This is a genomic window from Hymenobacter sp. FMD4 (genome assembly GCF_058932745.1).
In genome coordinates this window covers 17,132-33,194 of record NZ_JBZYWH010000015.1, presented here as the reverse complement: position 1 = coordinate 33,194, position 16,063 = coordinate 17,132, and the positions used below count along the sequence as shown (strand labels likewise).

At 60.5% G+C, this 16,063-nt stretch carries 16 protein-coding genes; 7 read left to right on the top strand and 9 right to left on the bottom strand.

Features of this window, described 5'->3' with window-relative positions; translation table 11 throughout:
* Positions 1-37 precede the first annotated feature (37 nt).
* From AC5FXY_RS14240 to AC5FXY_RS14220, 5 genes are all read left to right on the top strand, one after another.
* On the top strand, positions 38-820 hold the full coding sequence (locus AC5FXY_RS14240) for a WecB/TagA/CpsF family glycosyltransferase (protein WP_493557360.1): 783 nt from the start codon (positions 38-40) through the stop codon (positions 818-820).
* A 26-nt stretch (positions 821-846) separates the two neighbouring features.
* Positions 847-2,037: a glycoside hydrolase family 26 protein gene (locus AC5FXY_RS14235; protein WP_493557359.1), complete on the top strand. Its 1,191-nt coding sequence runs from the start codon at positions 847-849 to the stop codon at positions 2,035-2,037.
* Between the two features lie 434 nt (positions 2,038-2,471).
* Complete coding sequence (locus tag AC5FXY_RS14230) at positions 2,472-3,836, top strand: undecaprenyl-phosphate glucose phosphotransferase (RefSeq protein WP_493557358.1); 1,365 nt, start codon at positions 2,472-2,474, stop codon at positions 3,834-3,836.
* A gap of 24 nt (positions 3,837-3,860) precedes the next feature.
* Positions 3,861-4,520: a GAF domain-containing protein gene (locus tag AC5FXY_RS14225; protein WP_493557357.1), complete on the top strand. Its 660-nt coding sequence runs from the start codon at positions 3,861-3,863 to the stop codon at positions 4,518-4,520.
* A 156-nt stretch (positions 4,521-4,676) separates the two neighbouring features.
* On the top strand, positions 4,677-5,234 hold the full coding sequence (locus AC5FXY_RS14220; RefSeq protein ID WP_493557356.1) for a hypothetical protein: 558 nt from the start codon (positions 4,677-4,679) through the stop codon (positions 5,232-5,234).
* 241 nt (positions 5,235-5,475) lie between these two features.
* Here the strand turns inward: AC5FXY_RS14220 and AC5FXY_RS14215 are convergent, their stop codons facing one another.
* From AC5FXY_RS14215 to AC5FXY_RS14200, 4 genes are all read right to left on the bottom strand, one after another.
* Positions 5,476-5,925, bottom strand: a complete 450-nt coding sequence (locus AC5FXY_RS14215) for a GNAT family N-acetyltransferase (RefSeq protein ID WP_493557355.1) — start codon at positions 5,923-5,925, stop codon at positions 5,476-5,478.
* 62 nt (positions 5,926-5,987) lie between these two features.
* Complete coding sequence (locus AC5FXY_RS14210) at positions 5,988-6,908, bottom strand: pirin family protein (RefSeq protein ID WP_493557354.1); 921 nt, start codon at positions 6,906-6,908, stop codon at positions 5,988-5,990.
* A 69-nt stretch (positions 6,909-6,977) separates the two neighbouring features.
* Entirely contained in the window at positions 6,978-7,901 is a 924-nt protein-coding gene (locus tag AC5FXY_RS14205; protein ID WP_493557353.1) for a fatty acid desaturase, read from the bottom strand.
* 139 nt (positions 7,902-8,040) lie between these two features.
* Positions 8,041-8,997 (bottom strand): 3-oxoacyl-ACP synthase III family protein, encoded by a 957-nt coding sequence (locus tag AC5FXY_RS14200; protein ID WP_493557352.1) that lies wholly within the window; start codon positions 8,995-8,997, stop codon positions 8,041-8,043.
* Between the two features lie 214 nt (positions 8,998-9,211).
* On the opposite strand from AC5FXY_RS14200, the gene AC5FXY_RS14195 reads away from it, so the two are divergent.
* Positions 9,212-9,754: a DUF4136 domain-containing protein gene (locus tag AC5FXY_RS14195; RefSeq protein ID WP_493557351.1), complete on the top strand. Its 543-nt coding sequence runs from the start codon at positions 9,212-9,214 to the stop codon at positions 9,752-9,754.
* A gap of 17 nt (positions 9,755-9,771) precedes the next feature.
* On the opposite strand, the gene AC5FXY_RS14190 is transcribed toward AC5FXY_RS14195, so the two are convergent.
* The 5 genes from AC5FXY_RS14190 to AC5FXY_RS14170 all read right to left on the bottom strand — a co-directional run bounded on the left by AC5FXY_RS14190 (position 9,772) and on the right by AC5FXY_RS14170 (position 13,257).
* Positions 9,772-10,431, bottom strand: coding sequence for a DinB family protein (locus AC5FXY_RS14190; protein ID WP_493557350.1), 660 nt, complete (start codon positions 10,429-10,431; stop codon positions 9,772-9,774).
* Between the two features lie 16 nt (positions 10,432-10,447).
* Positions 10,448-10,870, bottom strand: a complete 423-nt coding sequence (locus AC5FXY_RS14185; protein ID WP_493557349.1) for a hypothetical protein — start codon at positions 10,868-10,870, stop codon at positions 10,448-10,450.
* Positions 10,871-10,941: 71 nt separating this feature from the next.
* Entirely contained in the window at positions 10,942-11,616 is a 675-nt protein-coding gene (locus AC5FXY_RS14180) for a hypothetical protein (RefSeq protein WP_493557348.1), read from the bottom strand.
* Positions 11,617-11,804: 188 nt separating this feature from the next.
* Positions 11,805-12,773 carry a YsnF/AvaK domain-containing protein gene (locus tag AC5FXY_RS14175; protein WP_493557347.1) on the bottom strand — a complete coding sequence of 323 codons (969 nt, stop codon included), beginning with the start codon at positions 12,771-12,773 and terminating at the stop codon, positions 11,805-11,807.
* Positions 12,774-12,813: 40 nt separating this feature from the next.
* Positions 12,814-13,257, bottom strand: coding sequence for a YsnF/AvaK domain-containing protein (locus AC5FXY_RS14170; protein ID WP_493557346.1), 444 nt, complete (start codon positions 13,255-13,257; stop codon positions 12,814-12,816).
* A 427-nt stretch (positions 13,258-13,684) separates the two neighbouring features.
* Here AC5FXY_RS14170 and AC5FXY_RS14165 point away from each other — a divergent pair, with 427 nt between their 5' ends.
* Positions 13,685-15,883, top strand: coding sequence for a TonB-dependent receptor (locus AC5FXY_RS14165; protein ID WP_493557345.1), 2,199 nt, complete (start codon positions 13,685-13,687; stop codon positions 15,881-15,883).
* The last annotated feature ends 180 nt before the right edge of the window (positions 15,884-16,063 follow it).

Genomic DNA, 16,063 nt, shown 5'->3' with positions numbered 1-16,063 from the left:
CCGCTCCGCACTAACCGAACACCTACTCGCAACCCTCGTGGAAAAAGTCAAAATCGGCAAGGCGTACATCGACAATGTCACGCCGCAGGAGGCCATTCAGGCTGTCGACCGGTTCATCGAAGCCGACACCAGAGCCTACGTGGTAACGCCCAATCTCGACCACATCGTCAAGCTCGAAACCGATGCTGAGTTTGCGCACGTGTACGAGCAGGCCGGCCTGGTGCTGGCCGATGGCAACCCGCTGATCTGGGCCTCCAAAGTACTGGGCACGCCGCTGAAAGCCCTCGTCACCGGCTCCGATCTGTTTCCGAAGCTGTGCGCCCACGCCGCTCAAAAGGGCTACCGCGTATTCTTCCTCGGCGGGCTGGAAGGCGTAGCCGAAAAAGCGGCCGCCGAGCTTACCCGCAAGCACCCCAGCCTGCAGGTGGTGGGCACCTACAGCCCGCCCTTTGGCTTCGAGAAAGACGAGGCCGAAAACCGCCGCATCCTTGACATGGTCAACGCCGTGAAGCCGCACCTGCTCTTCGTGGGAGTAGGGGCCCCGAAGCAGGAAAAGTGGATGTACCGCAACATCCAGCACCTCCATACCAACGTGGCACTGGGCATCGGCGCGTCGTTTGATTTTGAGGCCGGCACCATCAAGCGGGCCCCGCAGGCCGTGCGCCGCATGCGCATGGAGTGGTTCTGGCGTTTCTCCAACGAGCCCACCCGGCTGTTTCGCCGCTATTTCATCGACAGCGCGGGCTTTATTCCCATTGTGTACCGGCAGCTGGAGGAGCAAAAGCAGCAGAAAGGCACCAGCGAACAGCAGCGCGGCTGATGGCTGCTACTGGGGCCACGGCAGCCATGCGCCACCGTGCAGTGTGCGGCGCGCTTCTATGGGCGTGGGTGTGCTTGCTGAGCGCCTGCACCCCGGCCCGGCATCTGCCGCAACTGCGCACCCAACTCACCGATAAGCAGGCTACCGCCGAAACGGCCGCGCTCTACCATAACCTGCACCGGGTAGCTGCCAGTGGGCGGGTGCTCTTCGGCCACCAAGACGCCACCCGCAACGGCCACGGCTGGACCCGCGACTACCAGGCCCCGCCCGTGCCCGCCGGTAAGTCCGACGTGCACGATGTAACCGGCGCTTACCCGGCCGTGTATGGCTGGGACCTGATGCAGGTAGTCAATTTCTACACCGGCCCCAAAGTGGAGCACGAGCGGCAGTTGCTGCGCCAGCTGACGATAGAAGCCTACAACCGCGGCGGCGTAAACACCTACAGCTGGCACTACCACAACCCCGTGGCCAAAGAGGGCGTGTGGTGGCGCGATGCACCGGTGGAGGCCGTGCGGCACATCCTGCCCGGCGGTACTCACCACGAGGTGTACAAGAATTCCCTACGCGAAGTGGCGGCTTTTGCGCAGTCACTCATCGGAGCCGATGGCAAATTGATACCGGTCATCTTCCGGCCCTTCCACGAGATGAGCGGCGACTGGTTTTGGTGGGGCCGGGGCCGCTGCACCGCCGAGGAATACCAACAGCTGTACCGCTTCACGGTGGAATACCTGCGCGACAGCCTGCAAGTGCACAACTTCCTCTACGCCTGGTCGCCCGACCGCAACTTCACCTCCGAACCTGAGTACTTGGAACGCTACCCCGGCCACGCCTACGTGGACGTGGTAGGCCTGGACGACTACGCCGACCTCAGCCCAGAAATGCCACCGGAAGTGGCCCGGCAGAAGCTGCGCATCGTGGCAGGTTTTGCGGCGCGCCACCACAAGCTGGCTGCCCTCACCGAAACCGGCCTGGCCAATCTGACGGACAGTACTTGGTACACCCAACGGTTGCTGCCCCTGCTTCAAGCGGTGCCAGGCCTGGCTTACTGCCTCGTCTGGTCCAATTCTGCTGAGCTGTACTGGACTCCGCCCCAGTCGCATCCGGCGGCTTCTGATTTCCGAGAGTTCAAGCAGCATGCCCTCACCATCTTCGGCGACAAACAACCTAGGATGTACAAAGTGAGCCGAAAACTTTGGGATTGTTACGAAAAAGAATAATTTATTATGGAATTAATACAAGTATTTGGTTTAATGTTGATTAGATTGTTTATGCGACGGTCAGCATCTGCAAAAGGCTGAGGAATGACAATTAACCAGTTATTCCTAGTGCCTGGCTATGAATCTTTATAAGCCGCATGCATCGTAAGAAGCTTGTCAAAAGCTGATTCTGCGCATCGGCATGCCTGATGATGCAAACCCTGAGTACTGCACGCTTACCTCCGTGCAGCGTTTCTGCCCCCGCCACACTCCCGCTTCTTCTGCACACCTAACCGCACTGTATGAGACATTAATTGACTTTAAATGCGAAAAAATGTGATATGAAATACATCTAAACCTAAAGCCTCCTGGGCTCCGCTGTTCACAGCTGGGGGCGCGGCTGGTGAACAATGCTTGCCATTATCATGGACAGGAAATTTCTTGGGTCCCTGCAAATGCTATTTGTAGTGCTGGACTTGTTTCTGCTGAACCTTGTCTATCTCTTCACTCAGCGGTACATAACCGAAGATGCTCAGGTACCTCTGCTCTCATACCACACCATCTATTGGCTACTGATCAATACGGTGTGGCTCGGCGTCACCTGGATCGGAGAAACATATTCTTACTCGCGAATTTCTGTTTTCCGTCGCTTCCTGCACGCCACGTTCCAGGTCTATTTCGTCTGGGCGTTTTTTGTGCTGGTGTTGTCCTTTCTGGCCCGCGACATACTGCCCTTGTTCAGGGTGTTCGTGTACACCACTATTCTGGGCTTTGCCGGTGCCTTGCTACTGGGACGCTTGCTGTACTTATTCATCCGGGAATGGGTACGCAAGAAGGTACACTTTAATCGGCGCGTCCTCATTCTAGGCCACAACCGGGTAGGGGAGAAGCTAGCCCAGTACCTGGAGAGCGAAGAGCTGAACGTGCACATTGCGGGCTTTGTAGACGATGGAAACCGCTCGTCCAATCAGGCCAAGTATTCCTTTTTCTCCGGCATTGGCAACGCGCTAAAAGTAGCCAGCCAGCAGCGCGTTACGGAAATTTATTCCACCATCATGCCCGAAAACAACAGCATGGTGTACAGCATGATGCAGGAAGCTGATAAGCAGTTGATCCGCTTCCGCATCGTGCCGGATTTCGCGTATTTCATCAACCGCCCCGTGCACGTGGATTACCTCTACGACTTGCCGATTCTTTCCGTGCGAAAGGAGCCGCTGCAGGAGGTAATGAATCAGTTCAAGAAGCGCTTGTTTGATATCATCGTCAGCCTGGGCGTTACCGTTTTTATCCTTAGCTGGCTGGTGCCGTTGCTGGGCCTAATTATCTACATTCAATCCCCGGGCCCAATCTTCTTCGTGCAGCTGCGCAGCGGCAAAAACAATCAGCCGTTTCGCTGTTTTAAATTCCGCAGCATGACGATGAACACGGAAGCCAACTCCAAGCAGGCCACCCGCAACGACTCGCGGGTGACGCCCATCGGCCGCATTATGCGCAAAACCAGCCTCGACGAGTTTCCGCAGTTTTTGAATGTGTTGTTTGGCGATATGAGCATCGTGGGGCCGCGGCCTCACATGCTGAAGCACACGGAGGAGTATTCCACCATGGAGGACCAGTACATGATTCGTCAGTTTCTGAAGCCGGGCATCACCGGCTGGGCGCAGGTAAACGGCTTCCGCGGCGAAATCACCGAGCTACGGCACATTCAGAAGCGCGTGGAGCACGATTTATGGTATCTGGAAAACTGGAGCCTGTCGCTCGATATCAAAATCATGTTTCTAACGGTTTACAACGTGTTCAAAGGCGAAGAAAACGCGTACTGATTGCTCTCCTAACGCGATACGAACATGCTACCTCCTTCCACGCCGCCGAATGAGGCGGAGCGCCTCAAGTCGCTTGAAGAACACAGCTTGCTGGATACCATGCCGGAAGATGTGTACGACGACATCACACGGCTGGCTGCCGAAATCTGCGGCACCCCCATTGCCGCCATCAACTTGGTTGCAGCTGAACGGCAATGGACCATGTCGGCTGTTGGCATGGAACGCGGGAACGTGCCGCGCCGCGAATCGTTTTGTGCGCACGCCATCCTGACGCCCAACGAGCCACTGGTGGTGCCCGATGCACGCTACGACGAGCGGTTTCACGACAACCCGATGGCCATTACCGATCCGCGGGTGATATTCTATGCCGGAGTGCCGGTGCAAGACGGCGAAGGCCGGGCGCTGGGCTCTTTGTGCGTGGTAGACAACCGTCCCCGCGAGTTGCCGGCTATCAAGATAGAGTCACTCAAAGCCTTGGCCAAGCTGGTAAACACGCATTTTCAATTGCGCCGGGCCAATATCGAACTGGTCCAAAAACGTCAGCAGATCAATGCTGCTTTGCCCGTCATTCAGCGCCTGAGCAGCACCATCGAGCAGGTCCGGCCGCAAGTAGGTGCCGGCGGTAGCGACTGGCTGAACACCTTGGAGTCAGATGTTAAGTTGTTGCAACAGCTGTTGAAATAAACAATTGAATATCAGATTAGTACAGTGTATCTCTAATGCTATTAAAAGATTGAAATCAGCAAAAAAAGTAAGCTGTCTGTTACCCTAGCCGAAAAATTCCGTAAGCGCTATCCAAGAGTACCACTGAATATTCATAGAAAGTAACCTTTCCATACCATGAGCACTTCACACGACCAACGCCGACGCCTCGAATTCGAACCTAACCAGCAAGGCCGTCAAGACCAAAACGATACCTCGCGCGGCAACTACTACGAGCAGCACCACGCCGTTCATACGCCCTCGCAGCACGACAATGACCAGCAAGGCCAAAGCTCATTGAAAACCTGGATGGCTCGCGGCAACAACCGCTCGTGGGTAGGCGCGGGCCTGGCAGTAGTAGCTGCCGGCGCTTTCGTAGGCCTGACGCGCAACAAGTGGTCTTCGTGGGGCAGCAGCCTTAGCGAGCTGGCCGACAAATCGGGCCTAAAAGGCAACTGGGCTTCGGCTGGTCAGAAAAGCGACGACCAAGCCTCGGGTAGCGCCAGCCAATCGGCCGGCGGTAGCGCCCAGAAGAGCAGCCCCAAAAGCGCTAGCAGCTCCAAAGCCAGCAGCCAGAAAGGAAGCAGCCATGCTGATTCTTCGCTGAACCGCGACGTCGCCAGCAGCGGCATTAAGTCCAGCCCAAGCTCCAGCAAAGGCTTCACCGACGAAGGCGCCACCGGCAACAACGACTAAGCTGTAACCCGCTTAAAAGCAAGCCCCGCCGCAGACCCAATGGTCCGCGGCGGGGCTTCTTGTTGTAACGTTCAGCGTGATGGTAACCAACCCGAGGCTGCATAAGCCATGCCCCTGTTTTACCAACCAAAAGGCGTACGACGCCAAGTTCAAAGGCAGTGCTGGACCTTTGCCTTGTTCGGTTCGCCTGCGTGAAGCAAGATGAGCTAAAGTCAGGCACTCAAGTGCAAAGGCCTGCTCGTCAGTCGCGGAGCATGTGGATGTGCGGAATCCCGTCTTCCAAGTACATCTCGCCTTGCTGCCGGAAGCCGAAGCTTTCGTAGAAATGCTTCAGATACAGCTGCGCGCCGATCTTGATCGGCTGCGGGCCAAACAGCGTATCGCATTGCCCAATGGCCTCGCGCATCAGTTCGCGGCCGAAGCCGTAGCGCCGATACCGCGGCGACACCACCACACGCCCGATGCTTGCCTGCTCGTAGCTCTGGCCCGCGTCGAACAGGCGGGCATAGGCGGCAAGCTCGCCCTCGGCCGTGTGGCCCAACAGGTGCAGGGCGGGGGCATCCTGCCCATCAATGTCCTGAAAGGCGCAGGTCTGTTCGACCACAAATACCTCGCTGCGCAATTGCAGCACGGCGTAGAGTTCGGGGAGGCTAAGCTCCGAGAAGGGTTTGCAGGTCCAGCGTAAGGTCATGAGATGAAAATAAAGCGGCGCAAAAGTAGCGCCGCCAACCTCTGGGAAGGTGGTGGTATGGCTTAGGAAAGAGCCTGCGGCGCGGCACCACCGCTGCCAGCTGGGCGGGAGCGGTCCTGCGGCAGGGGCACGAATACTTGGTCATCGTTGGGCGGCAGCGCGATGCGGCCGGCTTGCCAGTCGGCTTTGGCCTGCTCGATCCGGTCGCGGCGCGACGACACGAAGTTCCACCAGATAAACCGCTCGCCCAGCGGCTCACCGCCCAGCAGCATGAGTGTGCTGGCTTCGCGGGCCAGCAGTACCGGGTCGTGGCCGGGCGTAAACACCAGCAGCTGACCGGCGGTGTACGTGCGGCCCCCGACTTCTACGCTGCCCTTGGCCACGTAGGCGCCGCGCTCGGTGTGCCCTTGTGGCAAGCCAAACCGGGCGCCGGGCTGCAGCACCACGTGCAGGTAAAACAAGGGAGAATGCGTGCGCACGTCGTTACGCAGGCCAAAGGCGTTGCCGGCAATCAAGCGCATCCACACGCCGGTATCGGTGAAGATGGGCAACTCGTGAGGCTGGTAGTTGGCAAACGACGGCGCGCTTTCTTCGTCGGCTTCGGGCAGGGCCACCCAGGTCTGAATCATTTCGAGGGCGCCGCCGGCCAGCGCCGCCGGGTCCTCAAACCGCTCGGAGTGCGCAATGCCGCTGCCGGCCGTCATCCAATTCACTTCGCCTGGCCGGATAATTTGTTCCACGCCGAGGCTGTCGCGGTGCGTGACTTGCCCGCCAAACAAGTAGCTCACCGTGGAAAGCCCGATGTGCGGGTGCGGCAGCACGTCCATGTTGGGTACTTGCTCTGCGGTGAGGTTTATGGGCCCAGCGTGGTCCATAAAAATGAACGGTCCCACCATGCGGCGCTGCCGGAACGGAAGAATGCGCCTCACGTTGAATCCGGCGCTTAGGGCAGCCTGACGGGCTTCGATGACCAAATCCAGCATAGGGAGGAAGAGTTAGGTGATGAAAACAAACTCAGTCAGCAGCCGCAAGGTGGCGAAAGCGCCGCTTAGTTACGCCGGGGTGTCGGGGGTTTGCCAGGGCCAGCGGCGGTGCACTGGGTGCGGTCGAGCCTGAGACTTTGGAGCAGCTGAATGGCCGGCTTCCTGCACGTTCCACACCAAGCCCATGCGGCGCAACGTCACCACCATCAGCCAGCCCAGATCCAACTCGTACCAAGCCGTGCCCATGCGCGCCGAGCTAGGGTACGCGTGGTGCGTATTGTGAAAGCCTTCGCCGAAGCTGAGGGCGCCGAGCAGCAGGTTGTTGTAGCCGCTTTCGCTGGCTTGCTCCACGCGGTAGCGGGCGTAGCCGCTTGTGTGCGAAACATACGTCACAAACCAGTGCCCCAGCATGCTCAGGCTGATGCGCAAACAGCCGCAGATAATCATCGTCTCGAAACTGAACACTACCCACAGCAGCCCCAGAAAACCCAGCACGTGCAGCGGCCAGGTGCGCTCCAGCCAGCGCAGCCACGGGTCGTTTAAGTCGGCTGCTGGCAAGGCGTAGCGCGCCTCATCGGTGGGCACGAAGGCGAGGTGATGATTCCAGTGATAATCGCGCCACAGCGAGTGGTCGTAGCGGAAGTAGGCGGGGCTCTGGGGCTGATTCTGCCAGTAGTCGCGGTAGTAGTGCGAGCGTATCCAGGTGATGGGGCCGCCCAGGCCGGCCTGTACGCTCAGGTACGCCAGCACGCCGCGCGTAGGGCGGGAGCAGCGAAAGGCATGGTGGATGATGCCGCGGTGCAAGCCCACGGCGTGGCCCAGGCCTACTGTAAGGCCCATCAGCAGGGCTGAGGCTAAGCTGCGCTGCCAGGTAAGCGCCGAAGCGGCCCACAGCAGGGCCGGAACCAGCATGAGGTACAGCCACAGCAGGTGAGACCAAGCCACCGCCAGCCGGTCGGTGGGCGGTACGATGGGGGCGGGTAGGGGGCGCATAGGGCACGCTTACAAACAGGGCGGCCGGCGTGGCTGCTCTGCCAAAGGTAACCCCGCGGCGGTGGCTTGGTTTGCGTAACTATTTCGTCAATCATCCTACGCTTGGCGCAGGATGACACTACTTAACACAGCTTCTTTTCTAATTTTCGTCGCGGGTCAGCAGCATGGCCCCGTAGGAGTAGCCGCCACCAAATACCGTCACCACCACCCGGTCGCCGGGGCGCAGGGCGGGCAGCGTGTCGGCCAGCCCGATGGCCGCGCCTGCGCAGCCGGTGTTGCCCAGCGTATCCACGTTGGATACGAGGCGCTCGGGTGGCAAGCCGGTGTCGCGCACGACCTTGGTGCTGATGCGCTTGTTGGCTTGGTGAGGGATAAACCACGTGAGGTCTTGCACCGTGAGCTGGTGGCGGCTGAGAATCTGCTCCGTGACGCGCGTCATGTACTGGCAGGCGTGCTGAAACACGTCGCGGCCGTGGGGCATGATGATGCTGCGGTCTAGCGGCTTGAGCGTCACGCCTTCGGTGGCTTTGCCCACAGTGGCGGCGCCGCCGGTCAGCACGTCTACCACGCGCAGATCGGTGGGCGCGAGGCGCTCGGCGGAGAGCAGCAGGGCCGCGGCGCCGTCGCCCCAGAGGTGCCCAGCCATGGTGTCGTCTTCGTTGTTGTAGGCGGTGTTGTGTTCCGATGTCACCACTAAGGCCCGCTTGGCTTTGCCCAGGGCAAAGTAGCCCTGCACAATCTCCACCGCATTCAGCAGCGACGAACAAGCCGATGAGATGCTGACCACCGGAATATCGGCCACGCCCAGCGCGTGCTGCACCGCGTGGGCCAGCGTCACGATGGTGTCGTGCGGGGTGTACGTAGCGCCGATGATCAGATCGATGTCTGCTACCTCGATGCCCGCGGCCTCGTGTAGCACACGCTCGGTGGCGGCAATGGCCATGGTGTTGGTGTTTTCGCCGGGGGCGGCGCGGCGCCGTTCCCGAATGCCGGTGCGCTCGATAATCCACTCTGACGAAAGGCCGTTGAGGCGGGTGAAGTGGTCGTTGGGGACAACGGTGGTGGGGAGGTAGGCGGCGACGTGGTGTAGGAACACAGAGAAAGCAGAAACGTGATATAAGTAGGCAGGGCTGCCCCGCCGTGATGCCACCGAAGGGCAGCCGGTAGAAGCTGCAGCATAACGCTTAGCTCAGCCGTCCGTTTGCAGTAACAGGCAAGAGACACTAGGCGAGGCACAAAAGTCCCTTCACCCGTATACGTAATGAGGTTACCATGCCGTAAAGGTGCTCTTGAATACGTAAACAAATGCTATGAAAAAGTTACTGTTTGTGCTGATCATGGTGGTGCTAGCCTCCTGCAGCTCTACCAACGTGGAATCGACGGATCGAGCCCTAGGCGTGGATTTTACGGCCTACAAGACTTATAATTTTCTTGACGTAAAAGCCCGCAACGACGCCGCGTTCGAAGGCAACGCCAACAACATTGAATACCTCAAGCAGGCTGTGGCCCGCGAAATGGAGCGCCGTGGTTACCAGCGCGCCGACGACCCGGAACTGTGGGTAAACATTGGTGTGGTGACCAAAGAGCAGGTGCAAACGCGCCAGACCGATATCCGCGATGCACCGCGCTATATGGGGCAGCGTCGTTACCGTTGGGAAAGCCAAGAGGTAGAAGTGCGCCGCTACGATGTAGGCACGGCCACCGTCGACATAGTAGATGCTGCGCGTAATGAGCGCGTATGGCAGGGCGTGGCCTCCAGCACGCTCACCGACAACCCCGACAAACTCGCTGAGCGAATCGATGCGGGTATGGCGCGCCTGTTTGCGGAGTACCCGGTGGCGCCGCGTCCTTAGCGGAAGCGCTTTTGAATTCAAGGCCGACCATTGGCTGGTGCGCCCGGCAAGCGACTGCGCAGCCATTTGATCTGGCCATTGTGGTTGGACTCATGCTCGCACACGTGAAACCACTTGCAGTAGTTGTTAGTGGGCTGCTGGCCGAAAAAAGCCGGGTCGATACTCATCAGCCAGGCGTCATCGCGGCGGCGTAGCTCGTCCATGGTTTTGGCCCGTACTTCCTGCAACGCCGTGAGATAGTAGCTGAGGTCTTGGCCTTTGATGTGGCGGCGGCCTTCTGCGCCCAAGTCCATGGCGGCGTTCCAACGTTTGGCTTCGCGGTCATTGAAGCCTTGGCGCCCGTCGAATGTGTTGGCTTGGTAGAAAACCTCCACGGCGGCCAGGTGCAACAGCAGTGCCCCAATGGAGTTAGACTTGGCATCAAAGTGAAAATCAAGCTCGGCCTGCCCGAGGCCCTGCGCCGAGTCGAGCACCACGCGGCGCATCCAGTCCAGCATGGAGACCAGCGTGCCCACCTGCGGCGCGTAGCCTTCCCGTGGGCCGATGATGTGCGGGCTAGGGGGAGTGGTGGAAGAAGCGGAGCATTGGAACCCGGGCAACAACGCCAAGCCCGCCGCACCGGCAGTACGGGTGAGGAAGCGGCGGCGCGAAGCCAGTGAAGGGCGTGAATTAGGCATGGCAGTAGAGGCGGAATCAACTCCGGCCGGAAGTGCGGCTCAGCCCATTGAGCACCAGGGGGACCAAGCCCAGCAGCAACGGCACCCGGCGGTGCCGCCACGGAATGCCGGGTGTCAGGGCTGCTGCGGCCAAGTAAAAGGGCGAGCCGATTAAGCCGATGAGCACGTGCTGCCGGAAGTTGAGGACTGGAAATAAGCCCGGAGGAAAATTGGTGAGCGAGGCCGTGGTGCCTTCGATTAAGGCATTGGCTAGCACCAGCCCCGCCGCCGGGCGGTTGCGCCGCCACATCCAAGCCGTCAGGGCCAGCATAGACGGAAAAGCAAACAGGTCAACAACGGCGTGGGCCTGAGGCGAAACTGGCTTGGGAATACGGCTGTCTAACTGCGTGAGCGAGTGCTGAGCCTGAGCTAGGAGGGCGGGGGCGGAGCGAGTTGCCATAAAGGAGGTTGAAATCAGGGAGAACTGGAGAACTACACCGGCTAGGGCCCGGAAGTGGAAGCGGTCAGCAGCTAAGGAGCGGATGAGGTGCCGTTGATTTGCCAGCCGAGGCCCACCAGGCCGTGCACGGCTGCGTTGGTCACGTGCGCGTGCCCGTCCTGAATGGGTACGCGCACATAGGAAGCGGTAGCTCGGCCTTCGCCCACCACAAACCAGCGCCGTGCAAAGTAGTGCCGCTTGGCCAACGCCACTTCCACCGTGGGCCCGGAGAGGAAATAGCCGGTGCCCAGCAGGCCGCCGCGCTCCGGGAAGGCCTTGCCGCGCACCGTGGACTCAGGGTGCGTGATGACGGCGCCCGCGCCCACCGACCAAACCAGCCCGTGACGCTGCCAAAGACGGTTTATGGTCAGGAGGTTGAAGCCATCGGTGATGGAGAAACGCTGCACTTCCGGCGGCCGGTTGCGCAGGATAATTTTGTGGTGCGTCATTTTCAGCGCCCAGCCGTTGGCGGCGCGCCACGTAGCGATGCGCAGGTCGTAGTAGACGGGCAGGCGAAAAGGCTCGGTGCGGTAGCGGGCCGTGAGGCGCAGCGGCGGCGCTTCCTGCTGGTGAATGCGCAGCGGCGTGGGCAGGTTCACGGCGCCGCCCGCGGCGGCGGCCGCCTCCCAGGTGCGCTTTTGGGCACAAACCAACTCAGGCAACATCAGCAGTGAGGCCGCAAGCAACGCGTAGCTCAACCGTTTCATGGGAGTTGGCTCTCAGGAGTAGATGAGCGTTTCTGCGGCCGAAACAGCTCTTGGTTTTTGGCTCAACGCAGGTCGGGGCCCAGAAGTTAAAGTCGAGATAGGGCGGCCGGCACTACGCAAAAAAGCGGCAGCCGGAAATCCGACTGCCGCTCTGCTTCACTAGTAATTCAAGGAACTAGCAATAGGCGCTAGAGGCCACTGCCGCGGTTTATATCATCTTGATCGGACGACATGCGGCGCTGGCGCATCGCTTCGTCGCCTTCGAGGCGCTCCACATCTACATCGGTGCGGCGCACGGTGCCGCGTACGGTCTCGTCGCGCTCCTCTACCTCTTTGCCCATGCGGATTTCCTCCACCACGCGGGCTTCTTTGTTGACTACTGGCACTTCAGCGCGCTCCGTAATTTCCATCTCACCTTCCTTGAAGCCTTGAATGTCGGCTTCGGTAGCGGGGCGGTTCACGGGGTTGCGCTCAATCCAGACGTGCTCCTGGCGCAGGCGCAGGTGCTCCTCTACCGGACGCTCAATGATGCGGCTGCGCAGGCGGGCACCACCGGTTTCCACTTCGCGCTTGCCCACTTGCAGGTTTTCTTCGATAATCGGAATGGACTGACTTGTCATGTCCTGGCCGCGGCCCGTGATGTTCTGGCCCGCCATGGTGCCGCTTGTCATGTCTTGATTGGACATGTTTTGGTCCGACATGTTCTGAGCGCTCATGTTTTGGGTTCCCATGTTCTGGGCACCCATGGTCTGGCTATTCTGGGTGTCCATGTTCGGGCTTTGGCCGGCAGCCATGCCGGTCCAGCTGCCGCTGCCGTACTGCTGGGCACGCTCGTCTATGTCCACGGCGCCACAGCGGTCCAGCACGTCGCGGGCGCGCTCAGCTTGCTGAGGCGTGTCGGCGTGTACGGTTACCATTGCGCTGCGACGGGCCACTTGGGAGTAGCGGCTTACTTCATCGTCGCTATTGAAAAGCGAGCGGAAAAAGCCAGTGATGCTATCGTCGTCCGTCGATGCTGTGCTGCTAGCCGAAGCTTCGGAGGAAGTACCGGCCGATAGATCTATATGGTCGCGGGTTACCCCGGCGTTTTCGAGTTGTTGGGCTGCCTGGCGGGCTTGGCTGGCATCGTCGAAGATGCCGATTACGGTTTGTGACATGGTTGTGTAAGGGTTAGGTTGGATAATGGCGAGCTGTCGTTCAGCTCGCAGGTTGATTGGGGTCAGTCGGCACCCGCTCCACCACGATTTCTTCGCGGCGCAGCAACACGGGTTCGTGGCTTTCGGCTGCTACCTGGCGCTTGGTGATGCGCACTTCCTCTACAAAGAGGATGCGCTTTTCCACCACCAGCACCTCGCGCAGCACGGGCATGATCATCGTGTCGCCCTCGTAGCGTACGGCGGGCGGCGCGGCTTCCACGTATTGATTGATGGGCACGCGTTCCACCTCTATTTCCTCGCGCACGGCCGGGCCGCTCACGATTTGGTGTTCCTCGTGCACCTTCTTCGACACGCGTACCCGACCCGTCTCAATCACGCCTCGCTCGACGTGCAGGTGCTCCTCAATAACCGGATAGATGACCGGTTCGCCCGGCTGAAGCGGCGCGGGGTTTTGAGGCTGGTTTTGATCGGGCGGTGGTATCATCCTGCTGGGGGGTAGTGGTCCGGATGGCTACCGGAACCGGTGCGACTTTCTATTCATATTCCTAAGCGGAAGATGGGATTAGCTTACGGGGTGGTGGAGGCATTGTTATTGTTCAGTTCGATGAAAAGGCCTCGCGCTGGCACTGGCCTGCTTGTGGTTTAATAATTGTTGATCAATGCCTTGTGTGTGGGTTGGGGCAGGGCGCCAAGGGCTGAATCAGACTGATAATAAGGGTGCCGCTGAAAGGCACTAACGCGGGTCAAGAAGTCAGCGAAGCGAGGGAAATAGCACCGAAACCTGAAAAAGGCGCCGCGGCTGAGGCTGGTATTCCGACGCTTCGTCCGGCGCGTCCGACGCTTCGGTAAGGTTTAGTTGAAGCCGGGTAGCCAGGGCGGCACATTTGAGCCGTCACTTCGCTGCTACCCCTATGAAACGCCTGCTACCTTTCCTGCTTCTGCTGCTGGCCACGGCCCTTCGCCTGTCGGCCCAAGACGCCACCACCCTCAGCGGTACGGTGCGCGACGCCAGCGGCCAGCCGCTGCCCGGGGCCAATGTTTACCTGCGCACCACTTTCGATGGCGCCAGCACCGACTCGCTTGGCCGTTTCAGCTTCAGCACCCGCCAGACCGGCACGCTCACGCTGGTAGCCACCCAAGTAAGCTTTGAAGTACACGAGCAGGAGGTTGCCTTAGACGGGCAGCCGAAGCACTTCGCAATCGTGCTGAAAGCCATCCGCAATCAGCTGGGCTCGGTGGTCATCACAGCCGGGGCCTTTGAAGCCAGCGACGAAAAGCGCAGCGCCGTGCTGACGGCCCGCGACGTGGTAACCACTGCCGGCGCTCTGGCCGATGTGGCCGGCGCGCTGAATACGCTGCCCGGCACCACTCGCAACGGCGAAGAAGGCAAGCTCTTTGTGCGGGGCGGGGCCGCTGGCGAAACCAAGCAATACCTCGATGGCCTGCCCCTGCAGAGCCCGTACAGCGCGCAGGTCTCGGGCGTGCCGGCCCGCGGGCGGTTTGCTCCAAATTTGTTTAAAGGCACGGTGTTTAGCACCGGCGGCTACTCGGCCGAGTACGGGCAGGCGCTGTCCGCCGTGGTAGGGCTGAATTCCCTGGACCTCGCGCCCGAAACGCAGACCGGCATTTCGCTTTTGTCGGTGGGTCTGAGCCTGTCGCACCAGCAGCGTTTCGAGCGGAGCTCCATCGCCGTAACCGGCGACTATACCAACCTGCAGCCCTACTACCGCCTGGTGCCGCAAAGCTGGGGCTGGCAGCAGGCTCCGATGATGGCCGGAGGCTCCGTGGCGCTGCGCCAGCGCACCGGCGAGCTGGGCATGCTGAAGCTCTACGGAGCTGGCACCCAACAGTCGTTTGCCTTGCGCCAGCCCATGCCGGGCTACGAGGGCGGCATGCCGGTGGCGTTGCAAAACAACAACCAGTACCTGAACGCCACCTTCCGCAGCCCGCTCACCCGCGGCTGGAGCCTGCAAACCGGCGTGGCCGGCACCCGCGACGAGCAAACCATCCGCCCCGACCGCCAGTACCTGCACGACCTGGAGCAATCCGTGGTGGGCCGCGTGGTGCTCACCAACGACTCGGCCGGCACGGGCTTCAACCTGAAGCTGGGTGCCGAAGGCCTGGGCCAGCGTTTCCGCCAGCAATACCAAGCTACTGCCGAAGCCCCGACGCTGCACACCGGCTTTGACGAGCAGCGTATTGCAGGCTTTGCCGAATCGGATATCCTATTCACCAACAAGCTGGCCGCCCGGACCGGTGCCCGCGCCGAATATTCGGCCGTGCTAGGTCGCTGGAACGTGGCCCCGCGCCTGGCTCTGGCTTATCAGCTCAGCGAAGGCAGCCAGGTATCCGCTGCATATGGCCACTTCTACCAAACACCCGCCAACGATTTGCTGCGCTTTGGGCAGTACAGCAGTGGGCTGCGCTTCGAGCGCGCCACTCACTACTTGCTCACGTACCAGCGCGTCAAAAACGACCGGACGCTGCGCGTCGAGGCCTTCCAAAAAGACTACAACCACCTCACGCTCTTCGACGCCGAGCGCCTTTCCCGGCCCGAGGCCTATCGCAGCGCCGGTAGTGGCTATGCTCGCGGGGTGGATATGTTCTGGCGCGACCGGAAAACCGTCAAAAACCTCGACTACTGGGTAAGCTACGGCCTGGTGGACACGCGCCGGCAGCAGCGCGCCGACCCACAACTGGCCGTGCCCACGTTTGCCTCGCGGCACAACGTATCGGTAGTGGGTAAGTACTGGATCGGCAAACTGCACACGCTGGTAGGAGGGACGCTGAGCTACGCCTCGCCCCGCGCTTTCCACGACCCCAACCTGCCCGGCTTCAACCAAGGCCGCACGCGCAGCTACCAGGATCTGAGCCTGAACCTGAGCTACCTCACCACCATCCGGAAGCACCTGACCATCGTGCACCTCTCGTGCTCCAACGTGCTCGGCCGCGACAACGTCTTCGGCTACCGCTACGCCAGCACCCCCGGCGCCGATGGCCGCTATGAAGGCGTGGCCGTGATGCCCTCGGCCCCGCGCATGCTCTTCGCTGGCCTGCTGATTTCGATTAACAAGAAGCGGCCCGCCGATACCGAAACGGCCCCAGAATAGCAGCGGTGGTGAAGTTCGCGACGCCCTCCAAATGCCTCTGCTTCCTCTGCGGGCTACCCCGCCCCCGCCAGGGCCCCAAAGTAGCCTTACAACTCAGTCCGCTGCTGCCACGCTTCATCTGGCCCACTCAACACTTCGGCAACCTAAAATTTCAACCGCGGCAGTGGTAGTCCACCTTTG